This window comes from Effusibacillus sp. SKA8 (assembly GCF_058273125.1).
Genome location: NZ_JBZCSF010000010.1, coordinates 1 through 26,439 on the forward strand (window position 1 = coordinate 1; position 26,439 = coordinate 26,439).

At 52.8% G+C, this 26,439-nt stretch carries 24 protein-coding genes and 2 pseudogenes; 23 read left to right on the top strand and 3 right to left on the bottom strand.

Going from position 1 to position 26,439, the window contains the following annotated elements:
* Nucleotides 1–86: 86 nt before the first annotated feature.
* Genes AC4ED1_RS09395 through merA form a run of 4 tightly spaced genes read left to right on the top strand, consistent with a single transcriptional unit; the run spans nucleotide 87 to nucleotide 2,618 of the window.
* Complete coding sequence (locus AC4ED1_RS09395; protein ID WP_490937928.1) at nucleotides 87–329, top strand: hypothetical protein; 243 nt, start codon at nucleotides 87–89, stop codon at nucleotides 327–329.
* The gene (merT, locus tag AC4ED1_RS09400) at nucleotides 326–628 is read left to right on the top strand and encodes a mercuric transport protein MerT (protein WP_490937930.1); all 303 of its coding nucleotides are present in this window, start codon (nucleotides 326–328) and stop codon (nucleotides 626–628) included. Before AC4ED1_RS09395 ends, merT begins: the two co-directional genes overlap by 4 nt.
* Nucleotides 629–643: 15 nt before the next feature.
* Nucleotides 644–964: a heavy-metal-associated domain-containing protein gene (locus AC4ED1_RS09405; protein ID WP_490937932.1), complete on the top strand. Its 321-nt coding sequence runs from the start codon at nucleotides 644–646 to the stop codon at nucleotides 962–964.
* 13 nt (nucleotides 965–977) lie between these two features.
* On the top strand, nucleotides 978–2,618 hold the full coding sequence (gene merA / locus AC4ED1_RS09410) for a mercury(II) reductase (RefSeq protein ID WP_490937934.1): 1,641 nt from the start codon (nucleotides 978–980) through the stop codon (nucleotides 2,616–2,618).
* A 121-nt stretch (nucleotides 2,619–2,739) separates the two neighbouring features.
* Here the strand turns inward: merA and AC4ED1_RS09415 are convergent.
* Nucleotides 2,740–3,396: pseudogene (locus tag AC4ED1_RS09415) on the bottom strand (transposase); the annotation flags it as partial.
* 197 nt (nucleotides 3,397–3,593) lie between these two features.
* Between AC4ED1_RS09415 and AC4ED1_RS09420 the strand changes: the two are divergent.
* From AC4ED1_RS09420 to AC4ED1_RS09500, 17 genes and pseudogenes are all read left to right on the top strand, one after another.
* Nucleotides 3,594–4,808, top strand: a complete 1,215-nt coding sequence (locus AC4ED1_RS09420) for an AAA family ATPase (protein WP_490938136.1) — start codon at nucleotides 3,594–3,596, stop codon at nucleotides 4,806–4,808.
* A gap of 5 nt (nucleotides 4,809–4,813) precedes the next feature.
* Nucleotides 4,814–5,458 (top strand): DUF4276 family protein, encoded by a 645-nt coding sequence (locus tag AC4ED1_RS09425; RefSeq protein ID WP_490937936.1) that lies wholly within the window; start codon nucleotides 4,814–4,816, stop codon nucleotides 5,456–5,458.
* A 38-nt stretch (nucleotides 5,459–5,496) separates the two neighbouring features.
* A pseudogene (locus tag AC4ED1_RS09430) lies at nucleotides 5,497–8,546 on the top strand (type I restriction endonuclease subunit R).
* A 124-nt stretch (nucleotides 8,547–8,670) separates the two neighbouring features.
* On the top strand, nucleotides 8,671–8,904 hold the full coding sequence (locus tag AC4ED1_RS09435; protein ID WP_490937938.1) for a DUF2249 domain-containing protein: 234 nt from the start codon (nucleotides 8,671–8,673) through the stop codon (nucleotides 8,902–8,904).
* A 17-nt stretch (nucleotides 8,905–8,921) separates the two neighbouring features.
* Nucleotides 8,922–9,635, top strand: coding sequence for an iron-sulfur cluster repair di-iron protein (gene ric / locus AC4ED1_RS09440; RefSeq protein ID WP_490937940.1), 714 nt, complete (start codon nucleotides 8,922–8,924; stop codon nucleotides 9,633–9,635).
* Between the two features lie 169 nt (nucleotides 9,636–9,804).
* Nucleotides 9,805–10,011: a DUF1657 domain-containing protein gene (locus AC4ED1_RS09445; RefSeq protein ID WP_490937942.1), complete on the top strand. Its 207-nt coding sequence runs from the start codon at nucleotides 9,805–9,807 to the stop codon at nucleotides 10,009–10,011.
* 69 nt (nucleotides 10,012–10,080) lie between these two features.
* Complete coding sequence (locus AC4ED1_RS09450) at nucleotides 10,081–10,941, top strand: DUF421 domain-containing protein (RefSeq protein ID WP_490937944.1); 861 nt, start codon at nucleotides 10,081–10,083, stop codon at nucleotides 10,939–10,941.
* Nucleotides 10,942–10,973: 32 nt separating this feature from the next.
* The gene (gene spoVAC, locus AC4ED1_RS09455; protein WP_490937946.1) at nucleotides 10,974–11,447 is read left to right on the top strand and encodes a stage V sporulation protein AC; all 474 of its coding nucleotides are present in this window, start codon (nucleotides 10,974–10,976) and stop codon (nucleotides 11,445–11,447) included.
* A 3-nt stretch (nucleotides 11,448–11,450) separates the two neighbouring features.
* Nucleotides 11,451–12,455 (top strand): stage V sporulation protein AD, encoded by a 1,005-nt coding sequence (gene spoVAD, locus AC4ED1_RS09460; protein ID WP_490937948.1) that lies wholly within the window; start codon nucleotides 11,451–11,453, stop codon nucleotides 12,453–12,455.
* A gap of 13 nt (nucleotides 12,456–12,468) precedes the next feature.
* A complete protein-coding gene (spoVAE, locus tag AC4ED1_RS09465) occupies nucleotides 12,469–12,819 on the top strand; it encodes a stage V sporulation protein AE (RefSeq protein ID WP_490937950.1) in 351 nt (116 codons plus the stop codon).
* Nucleotides 12,820–12,919: 100 nt separating this feature from the next.
* Nucleotides 12,920–13,327 (top strand): hypothetical protein, encoded by a 408-nt coding sequence (locus AC4ED1_RS09470; protein ID WP_490937952.1) that lies wholly within the window; start codon nucleotides 12,920–12,922, stop codon nucleotides 13,325–13,327.
* A 101-nt stretch (nucleotides 13,328–13,428) separates the two neighbouring features.
* The gene (locus AC4ED1_RS09475) at nucleotides 13,429–14,109 is read left to right on the top strand and encodes a L,D-transpeptidase family protein (RefSeq protein WP_490937954.1); all 681 of its coding nucleotides are present in this window, start codon (nucleotides 13,429–13,431) and stop codon (nucleotides 14,107–14,109) included.
* Between the two features lie 463 nt (nucleotides 14,110–14,572).
* On the top strand, nucleotides 14,573–15,052 hold the full coding sequence (gene rraA, locus AC4ED1_RS09480; RefSeq protein WP_490937956.1) for a ribonuclease E activity regulator RraA: 480 nt from the start codon (nucleotides 14,573–14,575) through the stop codon (nucleotides 15,050–15,052).
* A 104-nt stretch (nucleotides 15,053–15,156) separates the two neighbouring features.
* Nucleotides 15,157–16,350 (top strand): MFS transporter, encoded by a 1,194-nt coding sequence (locus tag AC4ED1_RS09485; protein WP_490937958.1) that lies wholly within the window; start codon nucleotides 15,157–15,159, stop codon nucleotides 16,348–16,350.
* A 111-nt stretch (nucleotides 16,351–16,461) separates the two neighbouring features.
* Nucleotides 16,462–17,676, top strand: coding sequence for an efflux RND transporter periplasmic adaptor subunit (locus AC4ED1_RS09490; protein WP_490937960.1), 1,215 nt, complete (start codon nucleotides 16,462–16,464; stop codon nucleotides 17,674–17,676).
* Nucleotides 17,676–20,954 carry an efflux RND transporter permease subunit gene (locus tag AC4ED1_RS09495; protein ID WP_490937962.1) on the top strand — a complete coding sequence of 1,093 codons (3,279 nt, stop codon included), beginning with the start codon at nucleotides 17,676–17,678 and terminating at the stop codon, nucleotides 20,952–20,954. Before AC4ED1_RS09490 ends, AC4ED1_RS09495 begins: the two co-directional genes overlap by 1 nt.
* 281 nt (nucleotides 20,955–21,235) lie before the next feature.
* Complete coding sequence (locus AC4ED1_RS09500) at nucleotides 21,236–23,068, top strand: aldehyde ferredoxin oxidoreductase family protein (RefSeq protein WP_490937964.1); 1,833 nt, start codon at nucleotides 21,236–21,238, stop codon at nucleotides 23,066–23,068.
* 101 nt (nucleotides 23,069–23,169) lie between these two features.
* Here AC4ED1_RS09500 and AC4ED1_RS09505 read toward each other — a convergent pair whose 3' ends face one another.
* Together AC4ED1_RS09505 and AC4ED1_RS09510 are read right to left on the bottom strand one after the other, a co-directional pair.
* Nucleotides 23,170–23,463: a MoaD-like domain-containing protein gene (locus AC4ED1_RS09505; RefSeq protein WP_490937966.1), complete on the bottom strand. Its 294-nt coding sequence runs from the start codon at nucleotides 23,461–23,463 to the stop codon at nucleotides 23,170–23,172.
* A 3-nt stretch (nucleotides 23,464–23,466) separates the two neighbouring features.
* The gene (locus AC4ED1_RS09510; protein ID WP_490937968.1) at nucleotides 23,467–23,742 is read right to left on the bottom strand and encodes a ubiquitin-like small modifier protein 1; all 276 of its coding nucleotides are present in this window, start codon (nucleotides 23,740–23,742) and stop codon (nucleotides 23,467–23,469) included.
* Between the two features lie 147 nt (nucleotides 23,743–23,889).
* Here AC4ED1_RS09510 and AC4ED1_RS09515 point away from each other — a divergent pair, with 147 nt between their 5' ends.
* Both AC4ED1_RS09515 and AC4ED1_RS09520 read left to right on the top strand, forming a co-directional pair.
* Nucleotides 23,890–24,162 carry a metal-sensitive transcriptional regulator gene (locus AC4ED1_RS09515; protein WP_490937970.1) on the top strand — a complete coding sequence of 91 codons (273 nt, stop codon included), beginning with the start codon at nucleotides 23,890–23,892 and terminating at the stop codon, nucleotides 24,160–24,162.
* Between the two features lie 47 nt (nucleotides 24,163–24,209).
* The gene (locus tag AC4ED1_RS09520) at nucleotides 24,210–26,405 is read left to right on the top strand and encodes a heavy metal translocating P-type ATPase (RefSeq protein ID WP_490937972.1); all 2,196 of its coding nucleotides are present in this window, start codon (nucleotides 24,210–24,212) and stop codon (nucleotides 26,403–26,405) included.
* The last annotated feature ends 34 nt before the right edge of the window (nucleotides 26,406–26,439 follow it).

The window sequence follows — 26,439 nt, forward strand, 5'->3', positions numbered from 1 at the left end:
GGTACAACGCTCACGTCAATGGCGGTGAGAAATTCATCGCCAAATAGCGTGAGCGGCTACATAATGGAAAAATAGAGGTGATGATGATGGGAGAGACACTAAAAGGGGTCGGCTGGTTTCTTGTTGCGGTGGCAACCTGTCCCTGCCATTTGGTTTTCCTGATTCCGTTGCTGGCGGGAACCGCAATCGGTACGTATATCGCCCAATATCGGACCGTTACGATGATCATCCTGGCTGTGTTATTCGCTTTATCTCTGTACATGGGATGGAGGAAAATGTTTCGGGGGCAAAACGGCACTTGTTGTGCCGGGAAAGGGAAAGAATCATGAAGGAAAAAATATCACAACTTGCGACCATCTTCTCGGCGTTTGTCATGGCTGGATGTTGTTTGGGACCGATCATCTTGATTCCGCTTGGTTTGACAGGGATTGCCGGAAGCCTAGCTATTTTTGCAACAAAATATAAGGTTCCCTTAGTGATTGTCACCTTCGTACTTCTTGGTTTTTCGTTTTACCTGGTATATGGGAGAAAATGCCGAAAGAAAAGTGCGGAAATGGGATTATGGTTTACAACCGTTTGGGTTTTCGGAATGTTGATCTACACCTTAAAAGCAAAGGGGCATTTGTAGGAAGGGGGCTTTCAGATGAATCGACGGATCATCGGTGTCGTGTTTTTGTCCATGGTATTGCTGATTTCTGCGTGTAGCCAGGAAAAAGCGGTGCAAAATACCATGGAGAGTCATCATGAAGGCAATCATACGGCAACCTTTACAGTGACCGGGTTGTATTGTGCCAGTTGCCCGTTTGTGATTCAAACTGCAATCAAACGGGTAGGGGGTGTCAAGTGGGTAACCATGGAAACGAAAGGAAGTACGGGCAAAGTAATGGTTTCCTTTGATCCGTCAAAAACGGATATACCAACGCTCGAAAAAGCGGTTTCGGATTTGGACTATGGCGTGAAATAAAGGAGGAATTCACTTGAAAACATATCGCGTAAAGGTTCAAGGCATGACGTGTACGGGATGCGAAGAACATATTGCCACTGCATTGGAGAATATTGGAGCAGTCCATATCAAGGCAAGTTACCGTCATGGGGAGGCGACATTTGAACTCCCGGATGACGTGGATGTGAAAAAAGCACAAGAAGCGATTGAGGAAGCGAAATATCAGCCTGGAGAAGCTGAAGAAATCAAACCACAGCAAAAAATGAGATTAGGCGATGAAGGCGATTACGATTACCTGATCATCGGATCAGGAGCTGCGGCCTTCGCTTCGGCAATTCAAGCGGTGGAATATGGGGCAAAAGTTGCCATGATTGAACGCGGAACGGTTGGAGGAACTTGTGTCAATATCGGCTGTGTTCCATCGAAAACACTTCTGCGGGCGGGGAAGATTTATCACCTGGCGAAAACGAACCCGTTTATTGGATTACATACATCCGCAGGTGATGTCGATTTGGCATCGGTAGTCAAACAAAAAAACGAGCTGGTCAGCCAACTTCGAAAACAAAAATATGAGGATTTGATTGATGATTATGGCTTTGAGCTGATCCACGGCGAGGCAAAGTTTATCGATGAGAAAACGGTGGAGGTTAGCGGTCGCCAACTGACCGCCAAACGCTTTCTGATTGCGACAGGAGCATCCCCCGACATCCCTGATATTCCAGGATTAAAAGATGTCGACTATGTAACCAGCACCACCTTGCTGGAACGAAAAAGGCTCCCCAAGCGTCTTGTCGTGATTGGAGCGGGTTTTATCGGGCTGGAATTGGGGACTCTGTTTAACCATTTGGGAACAGAAGTAATCATACTGCAACGAGGAGATACCTTTTTACGCAAGTATGATCCCGAAATTGCAGAGGTGGTCAAGCAGGCATTAACCGAACAAGGGATCAACCTTGTAACGGGGGTAACATACGAACGAATGGAGCAACAGGGAGATATCAAAAAAGTCTATATAACGGTAAACGGAAAACAAAAGGTGATTGAAGCGGATGAATTACTTATTGCAACGGGACGAAAGCCCAATACTGAAGCCCTTAATCTGGAAGCGGCGGGCGTTCAGACGGGTTCCCGCGGGGAAGTTGTCGTTGACGAATATTTGTGCACGAACAATCCGAGAGTTTATGCTGCAGGAGATGTTACATTAGGTCCGCAATTCGTGTATGTTGCCGCGTATGAAGGCGGAATTGCGGCAGATAACGCCATTGGCGGAGCCAATCGAAAAGCAAACCTGGAGGTCGTTCCAGGTGTAACCTTTACCAATCCTTCGATTGCCACCGTAGGGTTAACCGAAAAACAGGCAAAGGAAAAGGGATATAAGGTCAAAACATCGGTTCTGCCGCTAAATGCTGTGCCAAGAGCGATCGTGAATCGGGAAACCACCGGTGTGTTCAAATTGGTGGCAGATGCCCATACGTTGAAAGTATTGGGAGTGCATGTGGTTGCCGAAAATGCAGGGGATGTCATTTACGCAGGCACATTGGCAGTGAAATTCGGCTTAACCGCAGAGGATTTAAGGGAAAGTCTTGCCCCATACTTAGCCATGGCAGAAGGTTTGAAATTGGCGGCGTTAACATTTGATAAAGATGTCTCGAAATTGTCCTGCTGTGCAGGGTAAACTTTAAGAACCCTCCATAGATCACGGTTGACATCCAAAAATATAGCTGTGACGGACCGATGAAGAAACTCGGATTCTGACTCGGCTCTTTTTTTTGATTCTTTTCTCTCGTCTTCCCCTGCCTCTCCAATCGGACGTATTTGACTTTGGAATTGGAAGGAAGCAACTGTAGTGTGGCTTCGGCAAACTCAATCGCATTGGTAGAGGAGTGCGTATTACCTGGACGAAGCACCCCATTTAAGCAAAAACGGGATTGCCCTTCAAACACGAGAAGGGGATGGTAGCTCTTTCGACCGGGTTTGTGTGGATTCACTCCTATTTCTGCTCCTTCTTGGTTTCCATAGACCGTCTCCACGGTTGAATCAAAATCCAGAATGAGAGATTCCGGTAAATGAGGGGCTATGACATGGTGAGTAAGCTGCCGAAGCTGCCATTTCAACGAAGAACTCTTGGCGGCAAGTCGCCCCAGTTCCTTGTAAAGCAGGGAATGATGAGGACACCGTCCACCTAAGAATCGCTTGATGAGAGAGTCGTTTTGAAGGGTACGAAAGTGGAACAATCGTTGACAACCGAACAGCCAGCCGACTACAAGATAGAGAAGAATCTTCCAGAAAGGAAAGATGGAGTTGCCGCCTTTGGCACAGTCGAGTTGTCGAAAGGCAGCTTCCAACTTTATTTTCTCAAGGAAATCCAAGACAACCTTGCCACCGGCGTAGGAAGTGGCGTTCTTTAGGGTAAATTCAGTTTTGATTTGGGAGGTATTTGTGGTAGACTTCACCTAAAAGGTGCTCCTTTCTTTGGGTGATGTTGTTCTCTCAAACACCATTCTACCAAAGAATAGGGCACTTTTTTAGCAATTTAAAGCTATGTCACTTTCGAAATTCGGGTGAAACGTTGAATTATAAGTACATTAAAATTGTGGTAAAATATAAATTATAGATAGGACCGTTGCGAAGCGAGGTGATCCGGATGGGAATGTTGGAAGGCTTTCGGGTTCAAAACTATGGAATCCTGAAAGACGTAAAAATCGGCAGGCTCTGGAACGATCGAAAAACCAGTGAAGCATTAACGCGGCTTGTCGTGGTGATCGGTCGAAATGGATCGGGAAAAAGCACATTATTTGATGCGTTCGGTTTTTTGTCCGATTGTTTGAAGATGGGGGTAGAAGAGGCTTGCGATGCCAAGATGCGGGGGGGATTTGCCAACATTATCTCCAAAGACGTTCAAGAGTCCATACGGTTCGAACTTTACTATCGGAATTCCCCCACCGAACGGCCGATCACATATGAGCTTGAGATTGCATTGGATGCATCGGAACGGCCTTATGTCAAATCGGAACGATTGCGGCAGCGAAGAAAAAATCAAACAGTCGGCCAGCCCTTTTCTTTCCTTGACTTGAAAAACGGGAAAGGTGAGGCCTGGAAAGGGATGAGCCTGGGTGAAGAAGTCTCCGAGAAAGTTCCGATTGAATTGACAGATACCCGTCATCTCGGGATCGCAACGATTGGGGTGTTGAAAGAACATCCGAGAATTGCGGCTTTTCGCGATTTTCTGGAAGGCTGGTATTTAAGTTACTTTACTCCGGATGCGGCAAGAAGTCTTCCTATGGCCGGTCCGCAGAAACATTTGAACATGCATGGCGACAATTTGGGAAATGTCGTTCAATACATGGAGCGTGAGTATGCGGAACGATTCCAGGATATTCTGCGCAGGATCGCGGAAAAGATCCCTGGTATCCACAAGATTTCGACCAAACGGACCGACGATAACCGGCTTTTGCTGCAATTTAACGATCGTGCCTTTCAGGATCCGTTTTTTGCACAGCAAATGTCGGATGGGACATTAAAACTTTTCGCGTATTTATTGCTTCTGGAGGATCCGGACCCGCATCCGTTTATTTGTATTGAAGAGCCAGAAAACGGTCTTCATCATAAATTACTTGAATCGCTTGCTCATGAATTCCGGCGTCATGCTAATAACAAGCAGAGTGGTACGCAAATTTTTGTAACGACCCATAGTCCATATTTTGCCGACGCGCTATCTCCGGAGGAGGTATGGATCCTGGAGAAACAAGAAGACGGGTTTTCTGTGATCCGGAGAGCAAGTGACGATCCGATCGTACAGAGTATGGTGCAGGAAGGTATTCCGCTTGGAAGCCTGTGGTACAGTGAGTACTTCGACCGGGGGTAAATGCAGTGCATTTTGAAGTTTTGGTGGAAGACCGATCTGGCGAAATCGTTGTTCGGCATTTGCTTGAAAAAATTAAACTCGATTACAACAAAGAATTTTCGTTTCGAACCCATTCTTATAAAGGCGTGGGAAAACTGCCTCAAAACCTTGCGCGGGAGTCGGATCCCAGGAAACGAATTTTGCTTGACGCACTCCCCCAACGTTTGCGTGGTTATGGTCGAAGTTTGAGTAAACATGACGCTGTGATTGTGGTTGTGGATACGGACAAACGCGATTGCCGAGCTTTCAAGCAAGAATTGGTGGCATGCTTGCGTCAGTGTGAACCGGCTCCCAGAACCGCATTCTGTCTGGCGGTCGAGGAAATCGAAGCCTGGCTGCTCGGTGACCCGGAAGCTGTTCTGACGGCCTACCCCAAGGCAAAAAAGTCCGTGCTAGAACAATATGTCCAGGATAGTATATGTGATACGTGGGAAGTATTGGCCAACGCGGTTTGTTCGGAAAAAGCGTCAGGTCTGAAAAAACAAGGATACGCCGTTGTCGGGAGACGAAAATTTGAATGGGCGGAGGCCATTGCTCCCCATCTCGATCTCAAGCGAAACCGATCGGGTAGTTTGCAACATTTTGTTCGGAAGGTTGTTTCCCTTTGTTAATTTGTGTGTTTATTTGTCATTAGCAAAAGAGGTGCGCCATGTATATCACATCCTATACGGAAAGCGATCTCGAACAAGCGGCGCTGGAGTGGTTTGAGGAACTTCATTACGAAAAGGCATACGGTCCCGATATCTCGCCGGAAGTGGAATATCCGGAGCGTCGGTATTATCACGAAGTGATTTTAAAAGACCGGCTGCGGGATGCCTTGATGCGGATCAACAACCATCTGCCGAGGGAAGCGATCGAAGAAGCGATCCGCAAGATCGAAGTGCCGCAAAGCCCGAGTCTGCTCATTAACAACAAAGCCTTCCACAGCATGATCACCGATGGGATCGATGTGGAATACCGCACTCCGGATGGGGACACCCGTATCGGCAAGGTTTGGGTCTTTGAGACGGACCCGGAACGGGTGGAAAACAACGATTTTCTGGTAGTCAATCAGTTTACGGTGATGGAGAACAGCGGCGAAAAACGGCCGGATCTCGTCGTCTTTGTGAACGGCATTCCGTTGGTCGTGGTGGAATTGAAAAGTGCGTCCAACGAAGAAGTGGGGATCAGCGAAGCCTATAACCAGCTGCAGACATACAAAAAAACGATTCCTTCCCTTTTCACCTACAACTCGTTTCTGGTGATCAGTGACGGGGTGAACGCCCGCGCGGGCACGTTGACGGCGGATGAAGAGCGGTTTATGATGTGGCGGACGATTGAGGGCGACGGCGTTGCGCCCGCCACCATGCCGCAGTTGGAAGTCCTTATTAAGGGGATGTTTGAAAAACGCCGGTTCTTGGACATCATCAAACACTTTCTCCTGTTCCAGACCGACGGTGATCAGATCATCAAAATCCTGGCAGGATACCATCAGTATCATGCGACCAACAAAGCGCTGGCGTCCACGGAACGGGCCGTTCAGGCGGATGGAGACCACAAAATCGGAGTTATCTGGCACACCCAGGGCTCAGGAAAAAGCCTGTCTATGGTGTTCTATGCCGGAAAGCTGGTACTTGCCCTGGATAACCCGACGATTGTGGTCGTAACCGACCGCAACGACCTCGACGACCAGCTGTTTGTAACCTTCAGCAAGTGCAAAGACTTGCTGCGGCAAACACCGAAACAGGCCAATGATCGCAAACATTTGCGGGAGCTGCTGTCGGTCGAGTCCGGCGGGATTATTTTTACCACGATCCACAAATTTGTTCCTGCTCGCGAGGAAGACACATTCCCGGTTCTCACGGACCGCCGAAACGTGATTGTGATCGCCGATGAAGCCCACCGCAGCCAGTATGGCTTTGCAGCGGAGATCGTCACAAAGGGTTGAGGAAGCCCAAGTCAAATACGGCTATGCCAAATACATGCGGGATGCTTTGCCGAACGCATCCTTTATCGGCTTCACTGGAACGCCTGTAGAACTGGCGGACAAAAACACGTCGGCGGTGTTTGGTGATTATATTGACATTTACGACATGACCCGCGTCGTGGAAGACGGGACAACCGTCAAAATCTACTACGAAAGCCGGATTGCGCGGCTGGAACTGGCGGAGTCGGAGCGGCCCGTGATCGACGAAGAATATGAGGAAATTACCGAGTATCAGGAATATACCCAGAAAGAACGCCTAAAATCGAAATGGGCCCGGCTCGAGGCGCTGGCCGGTGCGGAAAAACGGGTCAAACAGATTGCCAGGGACATTGTCGAGCATTTTGAACAGCGGCAGCAAGCGATGTTTGGCAAGGCCATGGTCGTCGTCATGTCCCGCCGGATCGCGGTCGATCTCTATAACGCGATTGTTGAGCTGCGGCCTGATTGGCACAGTGACGATGACAATCAGGGCAAAATCAAAATCGTGATGACTGGCAGTTCCAGCGACCCGGAACCATGGCAGCCGCATATTGGCAGCAAACGCCGGCGCGAATTTTTGGCAAAGCGGATGAAAGATGTCAACGACCCGCTGCAAATCGTGATTGTGCGGGACATGTGGCTGACCGGTTTCGATGTGCCATGCATGCACACCTTGTATGTCGACAAACCGATGAAAGGCCACAACCTGATGCAGGCGATCGCCCGCGTCAACCGTGTCTTCCGTGACAAAACCGGGCGGTCTGGTGGTCGATTACATTGGGATCGCCGACTCGCTCAAATCGGCGTTGCAGCAATATACGGAAAGCGACCGCAAAACCGCAGGCATCGACACCGGCCAGGCGGTCGATTTGATGCTCGAAAGGCTGCAGTTGATCCGGGAATTGCTGCACGGCCATGACTACAGCAAGCACCGTTCCGACAAAGCATCGGAACGGATGAAAGCAGTCGTCGAGACGGTGGACCGTGTACTGGGTTTGGGCGAGGAAAGCAAGCGGAATTTTCTGAACTATGCGACAGAGTTGTCGCACGCGTTTGCCCTGTGCGCCACCACTGAAACAGCCCGGCAAGCAAGTCTTGAAATCGGATTTTTCAAGGCGGTCAAATCGGGCATTGTCAAAATCATCACCACCGAAAACAAAAAGAAAACCACCAGTGAACTGAACGCCCAGTTAAACCAACTGATTTCCAAATCGGTAATTTCCGATCAAGTGGTGGACATTCTGGAAGCGGTCGGGTTGCGCAAACCGAACATCGCCATTTTGTCGGATGAATTTCTGGAACATGTGCGTGGGCTCAAGCAGAAAAACCTGGCGGTCGAGCTGTTGAAACGGTTGCTGCAGGGGAAAGTGAAAGCCGTTTCAAGGACCAACTATATCCAGTCCAAAAAATTCTCCGCGATGCTTGAGGAAGCGGTCAAGCGTGGTGAGGACCTGGGATTGGTGCGGGAGGAAGCCGCTTTTTACGACGCCCTGGCAGCCAATGAGTCGGCCAAAGATTTGATGGGCGATGTGGTACTCAAGCAGATTGCCCATGAACTGACACAGGCGATCAAAAACAATATCCGGGTGGACTGGACTCTTCGCGAAAGCGTCCGTGTCCAGATGCGCATTACGGTCAAGCGGTTGCGCAAAAAGTACGGCTATCCGCCGGATCTGGAAAAGTCGGCGATTGAAACGGTTTTGAAACAGGCGGAATTGATGTGCCAAAATGAGGTTGAAGAGTTTAAATATTGACCGGTGAAGATTGTATAAAAATCCGAGAAAAAAGCCGGCGGCTGTGATTTATGGCACAGCATCTTGCGGCTGGAACGTTAAACTTGAAATTGGAGGGACGGAAAAGCTGAATGGAGGGCGAAACATGGAGGGCAATCTGGTTGAACTCGATGTGAGGGAGATGTTGCGGGCCAAACAGGACCCGTTTGAAGTGATTATGCAGAAAGTTGAAACTCTTAAGGAAAGCGATATTTTTCAACTGCATGCGACTTTTGAACCCGTTCCGCTGCTGCGGCTGATGGCGGCCAAAGGTTTTAAGCACAAAGTGGAACAGGTGGAACCGGATCATTTTATCGTGCAGTTCTATCGCGGGATTTGAGCAGGGGGGACCAGGAGATGCAACCGGTATTCAACGGCTCCGAAAAAATCGGCGAGATTGTGGCAAATTTCCCAAAAGCAAGCAACGTTTTCAAGGAATACAAGATTGACTTTTGCTGCGGCGGAAACAGACCTTTGTCCGAGGCGATCCGCCGGCAAAATCTCGATGAGGCCGAAGTGTTGGGAAAATTGAACCAACTTTACAGCGAAACGGCGAAGTCCATGAACGGGGACATCGATTGGAGGACGGCATCAAACAGCGACTTGATCGATCATATCGTCGGCACGCATCATGTCTATCTGCAAAAGGAGCTCCCGTTGTTGAGCGAGTTTGTCACCAAAATCCTGAGGGTTCACGGACCGGCGCACGGCGAGGTGCTGTCCAAGCTGCACAAGCTGTTCCACAGTCTGAAAATGGAATTGGAGCAACATTTGATCAAGGAAGAAGAGGTTATTTTCCCGTTGCTTAAACAGTATGAAACCAACCCGTCACCAGAGCTTTTAGAAAAAACGAGCCGCGCCGTCGCCGAACTGGAAAGCGAACACAGCGCGGCGGGCGATCTCTTGAGGGAGATGAGACACGTTACGGATCACTACCGGTTGCCGGCGGGAGCTTGCAGGACATACACGCTGACCTTTCAAAAGTTGGAGGAATTGGAATCGGACCTGTTCCAACATATTCACCTGGAAAATAACATTTTGTTCCCGCGGCTGGCCCGTGACAAAGACTGACGGGCGAACCAGCCTCCGGCGGCGATAGGCCCTTTTTGGCAAATCAACCACCAAAAGGGGCTTTTTCATTTTTATTCCTTACAAAAACATTCTTCAAATATTCTTCCGCCAGCACGAATAAGCTGCATTTTTTGGCTGATGCTATATTTCGTCAAGGGGGTGATCAGGAATGACGGTTGCGTCGCAAGTCAAACAGACTTTGGCGGCCCTGAAAAGCGCACAGGCGAGCCTGGAAACGTTTGCCATCAACACGCAGGACAAAAATGCAAAGCAAATCTACACACAAGCGGCCCAAAACACGCAAGCGATTGTCAATACTTTGGAGCAGCGAGTCACCGAAATGGAGAAGCAGGAACCGCAATACAAAGGTTTTTAAGCCGTTGTTGGTTCAAGTTTTCCGGGGAGAGGAATCCTCTCCCACCCCCTTTTATGAGGAGGAGGAGTTATGCCCGAGTGGCTTAATATAATCGTTCGTTCGGTTGTTGCGATTCTTTACCTGTTTTTGTTGACAAAATGGATCGGCAAACGGCAACTCTCGCAGATTACGTTTTTCGAATACATTATCGGGATCACCATCGGATCGGTCGCGGCCGTCATCGCCACCGATCTTGACGGACCGATCATTTACGGGTTGATCGCCATGACGGTTTGCGGGCTGTTTCCGGTACTGACCGGGTGGCTGCAGTTAAAGAGCAAGGCCATCCGCAACATTGTGGACGGAAACGCAACCGTGCTGATCAAGGACGGCAAGATTCTCGAAGACAATCTGCAGAAAGTGCGAATGACGACTGAGGAACTGATGGCAGAGCTTCGGTTAAAAAACGCGTTCAAGGCGGCCGACGTCGAATTTGCGGTGATGGAGCCGAACGGCTCGGTCAGCGTCTTGTTGAAATCAGAAAATCAGCCACTGACTCCCAAGCACTTCGGACTGAAAGTCGCACCGGACAAGGAACCGCAGGCGGTCATTATGGACGGGGCGATCATGGACGAGCCGCTGGCGACCATCGGGTTCAACCGGCAATGGCTGCAGACGGAACTGGAAAAGGCCGGAGTGGCGTTGGAGAATGTGTTTCTGGGGCAGGTCGACAGCAATGGCCAACTGTATCTCGACTTGTACGACGATAAAATTCAGGTACCGAAGCCGCAGACGATGCAATTGACTTATGCCACTCTCAAGAAATGCCAGGCGGATTTGGAAATCTACGCGTTGTCGACAGAGGATTCGGACATCAAGAAGCTCTATGAGAATGAGGCGAAACGGCTGCAACGGGTGGTGGAGCAAGTCACGCCCTTGATGACCCGATAACAAGAAGAAATTGTCAGGAGGGTGAAACAAAATTGGCGAACCAAAAGCTGAAAAAGCTGACCCTGACCCAGCGGCGTTACCAAGAAGTGGCGAAAAGCCACGAACCGCCCCGGCCGTTGCTGCAAAACCTCACGCGGGCTTTTGTGGTTGGCGGCTTGATCTGTGTGATCGGCCAAGCGCTGCAGGAGATGTTTGTCCGTTATTTCGGATTCACCGAAAAAACGGCCAGCAATCCGACTGTTGCCGTACTGATCTTGCTGTCGGTTCTCTTGACGGGATTTGGCGTTTATGACCGGATCGCGCAGTGGGCGGGTGCCGGAACGGCGGTTCCCGTGACCGGATTTGCCAATTCCATCGCTTCGGCGGCACTCGAACACAAGAGCGAAGGGTTTGTGTTGGGAGTCGGCGGCAACATGTTCAAGTTGGCCGGGTCCGTCATCGTATTTGGCGTTGTCTCCGCTTTTTTCATCGGGCTGATCAAGACGCTGATCCGGATGGGGGGGTAAAAGATGTTGCAAGGGCACCAAACCTGGGTGTTTCCGAACAAACCGGCGATCTTGTCGTCGGCTGCCATCGGCGGCCCCTTTGAAGCGAACGGGCCGCTTGCCAAGGATTTCGATACCCTGCACGGCGATCTGACGCTCGGCCAGGACAGTTGGGAAAAAGCGGAGAGAGTGCTCCTGGAAGAAGCGTGCGACAAAGCGATCGAAAAAGCGGGACTCACGAAAGAGCGGATCAATTTCATGCTGGCCGGGGATCTGCTGAACCAGATCATTTCGTCGAGTTTCGGGGCACGCACCTTGACCATCCCTTTTATCGGCATGTTTGGCGCTTGTTCCACTTCCATGGAAAGTCTGGCGGTGGCCGCTTTGATCGCCGACAGCCAGTCGGCCGATTATGTGCTGACTGCGACGTGCAGCCACAATGCAACGGCGGAAAAACAATACCGGTATCCGACCGAATACGGTTCGCAGAAACCGCCGACCGCGCAGTGGACCGTCACGGCGGCCGGCGCGGCGGTGGTCTCCGGAAAAGGCGACGGCTTGCGCGTAACCTCTGCGACGATTGGCCGGGTGGTCGATATGGGAATCAAGGATCCTTTCAATATGGGGGCGGCAATGGCGCCCGCCGCTTTCAACACCATCGAGACTCACTTGCGGGAACGGCAGCTGCCGGACGACTATTACGATCTCGTTGTGACGGGCGATTTGGGACGGGTCGGGCATGGCATTTTATGCGAACTCCTGCAGAAGCACCGGATTGAGATTCCATTGGACCGGTACCAGGACTGCGGAATCATGATTTACGGGGACAATCCCGACGTTTGGTCGGGGGGAAGCGGATGCGGGTGTTCGGCGGCCGTTACATACGGCCATTTGTTCCGCCGCATGCGGGAAGGGGAATTGAAGCGCATTCTGGTGGTTGCGACAGGCGCTCTGCTTTCGCCGATTTCGTACCAACAGGGTGAAAGCATTCCCTGTATCGCGCATGCCGTTTCGATCGAAGCGGAGTGAAGGAGGGTTTGGCGTGATTTTTTTGTGGGCGTTTTTAGTCGGAGGATTCATTTGTCTGATCGGCCAATTTTTGATGGATGTCGTGAAACTGACCCCTGCCCACACCATGTCTGTGCTGGTGGTGGCGGGGGCGATATTGGACGGGCTCGGCCTTTACGACCCATTGATCCGGTTTGCCGGAGCGGGTGCGTCGGTTCCGATCACCAGTTTCGGCAACGCCCTCGTGCACGGGGCGATGCAGGAAGCGCAACAGCACGGTTTGATCGGGATTTTGACCGGGATTTTTGAGGTGACAAGCGCCGGGGTGTCAGCCGCCATCGTATTCGGTTTTCTGGGAGCCGTCGTGTTCCGGCCCAGAGGGTAAGCGCCCATTTCCGCACGGACAAAGAACATGGGACATCTCCATCCCAATACAGTATTCATGTATCCGGTGAATTTACTTAATATTGGGAGGAGTGTTCAACATGTATTATGCTTGGGGACAGTGGCCGTACGGAACCATGCCAGTGTTCAGAAGCGAACCGGCGGACTTCCAACAGGAGCTTGCCGCGTTGAAGCGGAGTTTTCAACAGCTTCAGGAAGAATGGCAAGCGATCAGCGCCAAGGTGCTCGAATGGGAATCGCAGGCGAACCGGGCACAAACCGCCGCCCAGAAGACCGCAAGCGCAAGAGGCGAAGAATTGCTGAAAAGAATCGAAGAGCAGATCAATTCGTTGCGAGCCGATCAAATCACAGTCTACGAACAACTCTTGAACGAGTTTCTTTCCAACCGGGTAAGCGATCACATCCGTGAAATGCGGAAAGAAATCACGCCCGTGAAAATCGTCGGGCAAATTCCGGCCGCCAAAAGTCTGGAGGAGGCGTACGCGTAAAAGGATCGATCCGTGAAAAGCCACAGTCGGGTTTGCAACAACTGTGGCTTTTTCCGGCTTCTGTACGGAAGCCGAAATTTAGTTTTCAACAGGTGAGAATAGTGAACCCGATCAAAAAAATTACCGTTGGTTTCCTTGTTTTATTTGTCGCCGTATCTGTCTGCCTCGCATCTGCCGGGACCTTGGCCAATTCTTTGCCGCCGGAGGGAGAAATTTCCCTGCAGATCGATCCGCTGCGCAATCAGCTGACTGTGCTGGTAAACGGGGTTACATATAAAAAATATCCGATCGCTTTGGGCAGGCCGGCAACACCGACGCCGGTCGGGGAATGGAAAGTGATCAACAAATACAAGAATTGGGGTTCCGGTTTTGGCACGCGCTGGATCGGATTGAATGTGTCCTGGGGTGTCTATGGCATCCACGGCACGAACCGGCCGGGGTCGATCGGACACGACGCCAGCCACGGTTGCGTGCACATGTTTAACCGGGACGTCGAGGAATTATACGATTGGGTGAGCATCGGAACCCGTGTCTCCGTGCTCGGGCATCCTCTGCGGGAGCCGGCTCTCGACCCGCGGCGGTTGGCGGCTGGGGACAGTGGGGCCGATGTGCAACTGGTTCAGAGCCGACTGCGCAGCGCGGGTTTTTACAAAGGAAAATGCGACGGCCGGTTTGGCGTGGCTACGGAACAAGCGTTGAAAGCGTTTGAAAAAGCCAGCGGATTGCCTGTGGACGGCGTTGTCGGCCAACGGGACTATCAGGAACTCGGGTTGGTGGAATGAGCGATGAAACGCGCTACGGGCAGGGAAAACGGAAGATATCAAAGATGAGCCCAATCGGAATTCGAATGATTACAAACCGCCTGTCAATTCCGCTGAAGACCCGGAGACGGATCGATGTAAGTCCGACGCTGAGCAGGCAACCTGTAAAATTCCCCACAAAAGTACGAACTACCACAATGTTGCCGATCAAATTGCGGGCAGTTTGCCGAATTCTGCGCTGTGTCGTCAAGGACGTTCTTCTGTTTGTCGCAGTGCCGATTTGTGCGGCCATTCCACTCTCCTCCTTGTTGCAATCTGCTTTATCATATTGGGGGAGCTGGCGATGGGATTGGACCGGAGCCCTAGGCAGCGGTCCATTTTGCGACAGCGGGGGTGACGGAATCCGGCCAAGTGTGCACAAAGTTGCCAACGAAGCCGCAAGAAGTGGTAAACTGGTAGAAAAAAGTCAAGGAGAGAAGCGAAAATGAATTTCAAAACTGCCGATTTGTGCGATCAATTTCATGAAGAGCTGCAAATTTGCGAAATACCGATGGTCTCTTATGGAGGGAAAAAGCGGTTTTCCGGCCCGATTGCCACGGTGCACGTACTGAATGACAATGTGCTGGTCCGCCAGGCAATCGAAACGGTGGAGCCCGGAACCGTGCTGGTTGTTGACGGCGGCGGTTCCAGACGGTGTGCGCTGTTGGGGGACCAATTGGCCGCCCTGGCGGTATCTCGCGGTCTGGCCGGAGTGATCATTCACGGATGCGCCCGCGACGTGGCTGACATCGCGGAATTGCCGCTGGGAGTCATGGCATTGGGCAGCATGCCTTTAAAGAGCAAGAAAGAAGGAAAAGGTTCAAGGGATATCGTGTTGCGGTTTGGCGGCGTGGAATGGACGCCGGGACATTATGTTTATGCGGATGAGGACGGCATCGTCGTTTCGCCAAGACCGCTGATTTAAAGCCAAAGACGGGTTCGATCCCTGGCATCCGGGTTGCGCGGCCGATGCCAGGGATCGCGGCGATTGCGGTAGGTGGCAAAGGATTGGGGAGGAGGCATGCTGGCATGGAAATGCTGCAACAGCAGTCGGCAACTCAGTACAAGATTCTTTATTTCGTATGCGCGGCTCATTTTTTGCAGGATTTGCTGACATCGATCGTTCCGGCGATGCTTCCGGTTTTGCATGAGCACCTTGCGCTCAACTATGCCCAATTGGGTATTGTCGTGATGGTCGCCAATATCACCGCTTCCTTTTTCCAGCCGGTATTGGGATATCTGACGGACAAAAAACCGCTTCCGTGGTTGCTGCCGTTGGCGGCCCTGTTCGCCGGGCTTGGGCTGTCCGGCATTGGACTGTCCGACAGTTTTGCGGACATTTTGCTGATGGTGATATTGATCGGACTCGGTTCCGCCACTTTTCATCCGGAAGGTTCACGGGTTGCCCATTTGGCTGCCGGGCCGAGAAAGGGATTGGCCCAATCGATTTTTCAGGTGGGCGGCAACGCCGGGCAGGCCGTGGGACCTCTGATGATTCCGCTCCTGTTTCTGCCGTTTGGGCTCAAGGGTGCTTATTGGCTGCTGGTGCCCGCGCTGTTCAGCATCGCAGCGCTGACGGTTGTCGCGCGGTGGTACAAGAGCTGGACGGGGAATCGCAAAAAGGCGAGGGCGGTTCCGGCGGGTCAAGATCAATACGGCGCACTGGCCATGCTTGTGGGAGTCGTCAGCCTGCGGTCCTGGATTCACAGCGGCATCTCCAGCTTCCTTCCCCTGTATTACATCAATGAAACGGGGATGAGCAAAGAGATGGCGGAGTATTATCTGTTTGTGTTTTTGTTGGCGGGAGCGATCGGGACGTTTTTCGGAGGGCCTCTGGGAGATCGTTTCGGCAAAAAGAATGTGCTGATTTTTTCGATGGCCGGTTCGCTTCCGTTTATGGTTCTGCTTCCGTACTTAACCGGATTTTGGGCATTGGTCAACGTATTTCTGGTCGGGTTTATCAGCTTGTGCAGCTTTGCCGTGTCGGTCGTCTATGCGCAAGAGCTGGCGCCGGGCAAGGTGGGGATGGTATCCGGACTGATGATCGGATTTGCGATTGGGGCCGGGGGCGTCGGAGCCGCCGTGATGGGCTATTTCGCAAACATTGTCGGGATCTCCGTCTTGATTCAACTGCTGTTGGCAATTCCCGTCCTTGGTTGGCTGCTCGGAATCCGGCTGCCGAAAGACGGGATCAAAAATGGGGCAGTGTCCGCTTCCGCTTGAATTTGTAATACGCATTACATAAAAAAATGATCTTATTGACAAAGGATGGTTGCGCACATAATATTACCCCATGGGGTATTTTGGAAGCGATTTTTGAGAAGGAGGTCCATCATGAAGCCGTGGCTGAAAATCACACTGTTTCTGGTCCTGCCGGTCGGAATTTTCATCCTGGTTCTCGGCGGGTTTTTCAAGGAGAAAGTGGAACCCGGAAAAACCGAACCGAACCGTGCAAAGGTTTCCAACGTGAAAGTGATGAGGGTGGAGGATACGGCCTCCGACATGGGAGTCACGGTACCGGGGACGGTTGTCTCGGATAAGGAGGCGAAAGTTTCAAGCAAGATCATGGCATCCGTAAGGCAAATCCTGGTGTCGGAAGGCGATCGGGTAAAACAGGGGGACCCGCTGATTCTGCTTGATCCGTCACAGGTAAGCGCCTATACGAGCCAGGCCCGGGCCGGAATCCAGGAAGCCGAAGCTGCGCAAGGCAGGATTGAAGAGGCGATCAAACAGGCGGAGGCGGGGGTGGAGTTGGCCAAGGCTCGGTTTCAGAATGCGGAAGCTACATATAACCGGGTCAAAAGTTTGTATCAAAACGGCGCCGCCAGCAAGCAGGATTACGACAATGCGGAAACCGAGTACCTGGCGGCAAAAGCGCAACTGGAACAAACGGAAGCGGGACTGAAAGTCGCACAGGCGCAAAAGGGCGAGATACTGGCCAATTACAACAAAGCGGTGGCCGCTTACGAGGCGACGGCCGTGAATTTGAACGATGCGACGGTTCGCGCGCCTTTCGATGGAGTCGTCACCCGCAAGATCGTCGATCAGGGAGATATGGCGTCGCCGGGCATGCCTTTGATCGCGCTTGAGAAAGGCCCGTATTCGCTGCAGGTCTATGTCGACGAACGAATGGCAAAGTCAATCAAATTGGGCGATGAAGTCAAGCTGCATATCGATGCCCTTGACAAAAATCTTATCGGCAAAGTGACGGAAATCACACCGCGAATCGACCCGGCAAGCCGCACGTTTAACGTAAAAGCGGCGATTCCCGATGAGCCGGACGTCAAACCCGGCATGTTTGGCAAAGCCGTTTTTTCCACAGGCGAGGTGAAAGCCACGTATATTCCGCAAACGGCGGTGGTTCGCTGGTCGCAGTTTACCGGCGTCTTTGTGCTGGATGAGCGGAACCGGGCACACCTTCGCTATGTCTCCCTCGGCCGGGAACGTGACGGCAAGGTGGAAGTGCTAAGCGGTTTGGCGGCTGGGGAACGGATTGTCGTCGAGGGAACCGACAGAGTGGCGGACGGCTCTGAGGTGGTGAGCGACTGATGAACAATAAATTGGGATTGTCCGGAAGGATCGCAAAAGCATTCATTGATTCCAAATTGACGCCGCTCCTGGTGATTGCCGTTTTGCTGCTCGGATTCTTCGCGGTCGTGAATACGCCGCGGGAGGAAGAACCGCAAATTTCCGTTCCGATGATCGACGTTTTTATTCCCTATCCGGGTGCGACGGCGGTAGACGTCGAGGATCGCGTCAGCAAAATTTTGGAGAAGAAATTATGGGAAATCGATGGAGTGGAATATATCTATACCACTTCCCGGCCGGGAATGGCGATGATCACGGCGCGGTTTTATGTGGGCACTGATCTGGATCAGGCAGTCGTCCGTTTATACAATAAGCTGATGTCCAACATGGACCAGATGCCGCCCGGAGTGATGAATCCGCTGGTAAAACCGATGACGATTGACGATGTGCCGATCGTATCGCTGACCCTGTGGAGCGGGAATCTGGATGATTATGCCTTGCGCCGGATTGCCGCCGTGGTCAATGACGAAATCACGAAGATCCAGAATGTGTCGAAGACGCAATTGATTGGCGGCAGGGAGCGGCAGGTGCGGGTGGAAATCGACCCGAACCGGCTGTCGGCGTACGGGATTTCGCCGCTGGCGGTGGCCAAGACCCTGCAGGAATCGAACATTTCCGCGCCGGCGGGAGAATTTGCCCGCAATAACGAGCAGTTTAAAGTAAAAGCGGGCACTTACCTGCTGTATGCGGAAGAAGTGGAAAAACTGGTTGTCGGCGTGTATAAAGACCGGCCCGTGTTTCTGAAAGATGTCGCCAAGGTGTTGGACGGCCCCGGTGAAGTCGATCAGTACGTGCTGTTCGGAGCCGGGGTACAGGCGAAAGAAAAAGGAATTGAGCAACAGGCTGGGAGAATTTTTCCGGCGGTCACCATCGCCATCTCCAAAAAACCGGGCAGCAACGCGGTCTGGATTGCGGACGATGTCATAAAGAAGATTCATGACCTGAAGGGGAAAGTGATTCCGGAAGACGTGCAGGTAACAGTTACCCGCAATTACGGGGACACCGCCAAAGAAAAATCGAATGAGTTGATGGAACATCTGCTGATCGCAACGATTTCCGTAACTCTTCTGATCGGGGTGGCGTTGGGAACCCGGGAAGCGTTTGTCGTGGGGATTGCCGTTCCCGTCACGCTGGCACTGGCGCTCTTTTTGAGCTACATGTACGGCTACACGCTCAACCGGGTCACACTGTTTGCGCTGATTTTTGCCATCGGGATCCTGGTGGACGACGCGATCGTTGTCGTGGAGAATATCCACCGCTGGTTTACGGTTGGGAAACTGCCTCCGCTGGAAGCTGCCGTAAAGGCGGTTGACGAGGTGGGAAATCCGACCATCCTGGCTACCTTTACCGTCATCTCGACACTGATGCCGATGGCCTTTGTCGGCGGACTGATGGGGCCGTATATGTCGCCGATTCCGATCAACGCGTCGGTGGCCATGTTCTTTTCGCTGCTTGTCGCGTTTGTCGTGACGCCTTGGTTTGCGTACCGTTTCCTGAAAAAGGACGGCCATAAGGAACCGGCGCCTGCCGAACAACGGATTTCGGCAAACGACGCGATGGCGGGAAAATCGCACCGTTTGGCGAGATGGTACGCAAGAGTCATCTCTGCCATGCTCTACGAAAAGAAAAAACGCTACGGTTTTCTGCTGGGAGTAGTCGTCTTGCTGCTCGGTTCGATGTCTCTTTTTTACACCAAAGCGGTGCCGATGAAAATGATGCCGTTTGACAACAAAAGCGAATTTCAGATTGTGATCGATATGCCGGAAGGCAGCACTTTGGAAGAGACGGCATCCGCCACCAAAGCGATCGGCGATTACCTTGCCACCGTCAACGAAGTGACCGATTACCAAATGTATATCGGCACTTCCGCGCCTTTTAACTTTAATGGACTGGTGCGCCACTATTTTCTCCGGCAAGGGCCCAACGTGGCGGACATTCAGGTGAATCTGGCAGGAAAACATCACCGGGAAGACCAGAGCCACGACATTGCCAAGCGAATCCGGCCGGAAGTTCAGGCGATAGCGGAGAAATACAAGGCAAACGCAAAAGTGGTGGAAGTTCCGCCGGGACCGCCCGTGCTCTCCACTCTGGTTCTGGAAATCTACGGCAACAACCGGGAAGAACAGATGGAAGTGGCGAAAAAGGCGGAACAGATCTTCCGGGAAACGCCGGGTGTCGTCGATGTCGATATCATGATGGAAGAAGATCAGCCGGAATTCCGGTTTGTCATGAATGAAAAAGCCCGGCTGAACGGGATCACCGACCAGCAGGTGGTGGAAACCCTGCAAATGATGCTGAACGGGGCGAAAGTCGGACTGCTTCACCCGCCGCACGAACTGGAGCCGGTTGTGATCAAGGTACAGCCTGCACGGGGCGAACGTTCCAGCATCGACAGCCTGAAAAGCATTCAAATTCCCGCGCCTGGCGGCAAACTGGTTCCTCTTGGCGAAATTGCGTCGCTTGAGGAAGGGGTGGCCGAGAAATCCCGCGACCGGAAAAATCTGCAACAGGTGGTTTACGTAGTGGGAGACGTGGCCGGGGGGCAGGAAAGCCCCGGGTACTCGATTGCCGACATGTGGGACAGAATCGCCGGATTGAAAACGCCAAGCGGCGTGAAAGTGGAACAGTACCTGACACACCAGCCCTGGTTGGAAGACGGGATCAAAATGAAGTGGGACGGGGAATGGCAAATCACGTACGAAGTGTTCCGCGATCTGGGGATCGCGTTTGCGGTGGCGCTGGTTGTCATGTACCTGTTGGTCGTCGGCTGGTTCCAGTCGTTCATCACGCCGATCATCATCATGTCCCCGATTCCGCTGACGCTGATTGGGGTCGTTCCGGGGCATTGGATGTTTGGCGCCTTCTTTACCGCCACGTCGATGATCGGGGTGATTGCGCTGGCGGGGATCATCGTGCGGAACTCGATCCTGTTGGTGGAATTTGCGAAACGGCGCAGGGATGAGGGGCAAACCCTGACAAACGCGGTGATCGAAGCGGGGATCGTCCGGGCAAGACCGATTGTATTGACGGCGGCGGCCGTGGTGGTGGGGGCGTTCGTGATCCTGTTTGACCCGATTTTTCAGGGATTGGCCATTTCCATGATGTTTGGGACGATCGCGTCGACCGTATTGACGCTGTTTGTCATCCCGGTCGTCTATTGCATGGTGGAAACCGCGCGGGCAAAGCGCCGCATGAAGAACCAATCGATTCAATGCGCCGACGATACGATTGCCTTATAAGACACATCTGACGCAGCTTGCTGGGAATATCAGCACCGGTACGGGCATAATTTGGGATTTGCGTGTCAGAAACGCTTTCGGCATCCGCCCGCTCACCTTTTCCGACCCGGCAACGGAGCGGGAAGGCGCTGACGGCGCCGGAAGCGTTTTTTTCTATTTTAAGCGTACGGCAAGTCAGGGATAACCTGTCGGTGAAAAGTTGGATATTTGTCATGCAGAAACTTTGATGTATAATAAAAAATAAATAGTTTGAATTTTTATAAAATTTGGAGGGGACGGGTATGCGTTTAGGAGGATATCGCAACAGGGTGGCATGGGTCGATTTGACCAACCGGACGGTTGAATATCGAGGAATCCATGAGGAGGACGCAAGAAAATATGTCGGCGGAAGGGGACTCGGCGTCAAGTATCTGTTGGACAATGGGCCGCAGGTGGAACCGTTCTCGCCGGACAACTTGTTGTGCGTAATGACCGGGCCTTTGACAGGCACACGAGTCAACATGAGCGGCCGTTTGTGCGTGGTCACCAAATCGCCGCTGACCGGCACCGTCACTGATTCGCACATGGGCGGCTGGACGGCCGCGCGTCTGAAATGGGCCAATTTTGACGCATTGGTCTTTAAAGGACAAAGCGACAAACCCGTCTATCTGTATGTGGAGAACGGTCATGCCGAACTGCGGGACGCTTCCGAGCTTTGGGGATTGGGCGTAAGGGCGACCATTCGGAAATTGAAGGAGCGCTATGGCAGCAAGGATATCAGTGTCATGGCGATCGGGCAGGCGGGTGAGAATCTCGTAAGATTCGCCTCCATCATCAACGAACACGACCGTTCCGCGGGACGGGGCGGCACCGGCGCGGTGATGGGGCACAAGAACCTGAAAGCGATCGTCATCAAGGGCAAATCCAACATGCCGAAACCGGCGGACGAGGAAAAATACAAGGAAGCGGTCCGCAAGGGGCTGAAGGCGATTCTGGAAAGCCCGGTCACCGCGCCGAACAAGGGCGGTTTGTCGCGTTACGGAACCAATGTGCTGATGAACGTGACCAATACTGCGGGCGCTTTGCCGACAAGGAACTCGCAGTTTTCTCACTTTGAGGGCGCGGACGACATCAGCGGCGAGACGATCCGGGACACGATCCTCGCGGAAGAACCGACCTGTCACGCGTGTCCGGTTGCTTGCAAAAAGCTGGTCGAGGTGCCGGACGGAAAATACAAGACCCGCGTGGAAAGTTATGAGTACGAATCGGCTTGGGCGCTGGGAGCCAACTGCGGCACGAACCACAAGGAAGCCATTGCTTTCATGATCGACCGGTGCAACGAGTACGGACTGGATACGATCGAGATGGGGAATGCCCTGTCGACTGCAATGGAAGCGTATGAAAAAGGGCTGCACCGGGAAGAGATCGACTGGGGCGATGCCGACCGGATGATCGAGTGGATTCGCAAGACGGCCATGCGCGAGGGAATCGGCAACGTTCTGGCGGAAGGAGCCGGCCGGGCTGCCGCCGCATTCGGGGAGCCCAATCTGGCGATGGTTGTGAAGAACCAGTCGATCCCGGCGTATGACCCGCGGGGCATCCAAGGAATCGGATTGGGGTACGCGACAAGCAACCGGGGTGCCTGCCATTTGCGCGGATACACGGTGGCAAGCGAGATCATGGGGATTCCGGAACCGACCGACCGCTTGAAAGCGGAAGGCAAAGGGGCGTTGCTCAAGATCTTCCAGGATCTGCATTCGTTCTCCGATTCGCTGGACATCTGCAAGTTCTCGGCCTTTGCCGAAGGGGCGCAGGAGTATGCGGAACAGTATTCGGCGGTGGTCGGGATCGACATCACGATGGAAGACGTGTTCAAAATCGGCGAGCGAATCTACAACTTAGAACGCTATTATAACAACCTGGCGGGCTTTGACGGCAAAGACGACACATTGCCAGTACGCTTCCTGACGGAAGGCGGAACCGGCGGCAGCCAGGGAGAAGTCAGCAAACTGCCGGAAATGCTGAAGGAATACTATCGGGAACGGGGTTGGATCAACGGCGTTGTGTCGGCGCAGAAGCTGCGCGAACTGGGAATCGAGCCGGTTGCGGACCGGGAAGACGGAGTAATCGCGTAATCGCCCGACATCGTCGGGGAATTAAAAATTCAGAAGGTTTCACGGTGCTGTGGAGCCTTCTTTTTGTTTGTGCCGGAGGCAAGGCCATGTGACTAAGGCTGTTAGCCCCCGCCCCGCAGGGCTTTCAGACGGAACCGCCCCACCACCCGGTTGACCGTTTCCGGCTCTCCCGAAAAGGTGATAAACGTACGCGGAATCCCCATCCCTTTTGAAAAAATAAGCATGTCTTCCGGCTCCAATTGTGCGAGCCAGCCCTCTCCTTCAATCAAGACAGGTTTTTTGCCTGTCGCACCGCTTTCGCCGGATGCGGGCGGCGCTTTCTCGCTTCCGCCAAGCTCCAACAAAAACTGTTTGTACGCTGACCGATAGAGTCCGCGAAATTCAAGCCGCAGCAATGATTATCCGCCTCCCACGGGCGGAATGAGAGCGACTTCGTCTGTCTCCGCAAGGACGGTTTCAAGTCCGCCGCCGTGAATAATATTTTTGCCGTTGACAAATACATGCACATGAGGCAGTAGGCGTTGTTCCGTATCGAACAGTTCATTTTCAAATGCGGGAAACCGTTCGATAAGAGCGAGGAGCAGATCCCGAACGGTCTGTCCTTCCCGGATGTCGAGCGAGACTTCCTTTCCGGACACGATTTGCCGGAACGTGGCAAACACTTTAACCACCATGACCATCACCTCTAAATTTCTAACACCTCTCATTTCTAAGTTATCACAAATTACGGGAAAAAGTTCGCAAATTGTTTGTTGACTACCCTAGCGGGGTATCGTATAAATACATACAGACAGAAGTTTTGCCGGAAAGGAGCGGGCCCTATGTATGCTTATCATTGCGATAAGGATGATTTGCTGAAACGCCTGAAAAAAATCGAAGGCCAGATTCGCGGCATACAGAAGATGATTGAGGAGGACCGTTACTGTGTCGATATCCTCACGCAGTTGGCGGCGGTCAAAGCGGCCACCAACAAAGTGGGGCTCAGTCTGCTTGACAGCCACACCCGGGGGTGTGTCGCCCACGCGATTAAAGAGGGTGACGGGTCCAAACATATTGACGAATTGCTGGAAGTCATTCGCGTGTTTGCAAAATAATGATTTGACGGGTACCTACCCTGCCGGGGAGACAGGAGGGAGACAGGATGAGTCGAACGATTCCGGAAAAAACCGGGAAAAAGGAACGGATCGAGCTGGCGGTTACGGGAATGACTTGTGCGGCGTGCTCGACGCGTATTGAGAAACGGCTGAATAAAGCGCCGGGCGTCGTCAAGGCGAATGTGAATCTCGCCAGCGAAAAAGCGGTGATTGAATACGAACCGGGAGTCACCGACGTCAAGAAGCTGATCGAAGTCGTCGAAAAAACGGGATACGGCGCAAAAGAAATCGTTCGGGTCAATGAAGAGGAAGAACAGTTGCGTCGGCGGAGAGAGTACGAAAAACTGGAACTGCGGGTGATCATCTCGTCGCTTTTGACGCTGCCATTTTTGATTCAGATGACCGGGATGTTTGCCAAATACGAAGTGATGCTGTCGGTCTACCTGCAGTTCGCGCTGGCGACGGTTGTACAGTTTTGGATCGGCTGGCGCTTCTACGAAGGTGCTTACAAATCCCTTCGCGGAGGCAACGCCAACATGGATGTGCTGGTGGCGCTGGGCACTTCCGCAGCCTATTTTTACAGCGTATATTTTACGTTCCGGGAATCCGGGGAAGTTTATTACGAAGCGTCCACGGTGGTCATCACATTGATCCTGCTCGGCAAACTCCTTGAACAGCGGGCGAAAGGGCAGACGTCGGAAGCGATTAAAAAGCTGATCAAGCTCCAGGCCAAGACCGCGCGCGTCATCCGTGACAACCAGGAGATCGATGTGCCGATTGAAGAGGTGCGGGTGGGCGATCTGATTGTGGTTCGACCCGGCGAAAAAGTGCCGGTGGACGGCGTGATTGTGGAAGGCCACTCGACACTGGACGAGTCGATGTTGACAGGCGAAAGCGTACCTGTCAGCAAGTCGCCGGGCGACGAGGTGATCGGAGCCACGCTGAACAAACACGGCTCGTTCCGGTTCCGGGCGACAAAAGTCGGCAAGGATACCGCATTGGCCCAGATTATCCGCCTGGTCGACGAAGCACAGGGGTCGAAAGCGCCGATCCAACGCTTGGCGGACAAGATTGCGGGAATTTTTGTGCCGTCCGTATTGGGCATAGCGGCTCTGACCTTTTTGCTTACGTGGTGGTTGGCAGATTTTCAACAAGGCTTGATCCACGCGGTGGCCGTGCTTGTGATCGCGTGTCCCTGCGCTCTGGGACTGGCGACTCCGACCGCGATCATGGTGGGAACCGGCCGCGGAGCGGAAAGCGGAATTCTCATCAAAGGCGGCGAATCGCTGGAAACGGCCCATAAGATTACGACGGTTGTGCTTGATAAAACCGGCACCATTACAAAAGGGAAACCGGAAGTGACCGATTTGATACCGGTTGATCTCAAGTCGGCGCGGGAACTGCTGCGGATTGCTGCCAGCGCGGAAGCCGGTTCCGAACACCCGCTTGGAGCGGCAATTGTCGAACGGGCCAAGGCGCAAGGCGTTCCGTTGCTTCCGGCAAAAAAATTCAAAGCGGTTCCCGGCCATGGAATCGAGGCGGAGGTTGACGGGAGAAGGGTGCTGATCGGCAACCTCAAACTGATGAGCGACAACGATGTTGACGTGTCATCGCATATCGAGTGGATCGAGTCGCTTGAAAGCGAGGGCAAAACCGTCATAATCGTAGCGGTGGAGGGATCTTTTGCCGGAGCCGTTGCGGTGGCGGATACTGTGAAGGAAACGTCGGCCGAAGCGATCCGCGTCCTGAAAGATATGGGGATTGAAGTGGTGATGATCACGGGCGACAACCGCCGGACGGCCGAGGCGATCGCCCGCGAAGTGGGAATCGACCGGGTGCTGGCGGAAGTTCTGCCCGAGCATAAAGCACAAGAAGTGATCAAGCTGAAGGAGCAGGGAAAAGTCGTCGCCATGGTCGGCGACGGGATTAACGACGCGCCTGCTCTCGCGGCGGCCGATGTCGGCATGGCGATCGGCACCGGCACGGACGTGGCGATGGAAGCGGCCGACATCACCCTTATGCGCGGCGATCTGCGGAGCATTCCGGATGCCATTCGTTTGTCGAAAATGACCATGCTAAAGATCAAGCAAAATCTGTTTTGGGCGTTTATCTACAACATCATCGGGATTCCCTTTGCCGCCATCGGATTTCTCAGTCCGATTTTGGCAGGGGGGGCGATGGCGCTCAGTTCCGTATCTGTCGTGTCCAATTCGCTTCTGCTGAAGCGTTGGCACACGATGTGATAAATGAAACCCTATTTTTAAGGAGGAGTGAAAG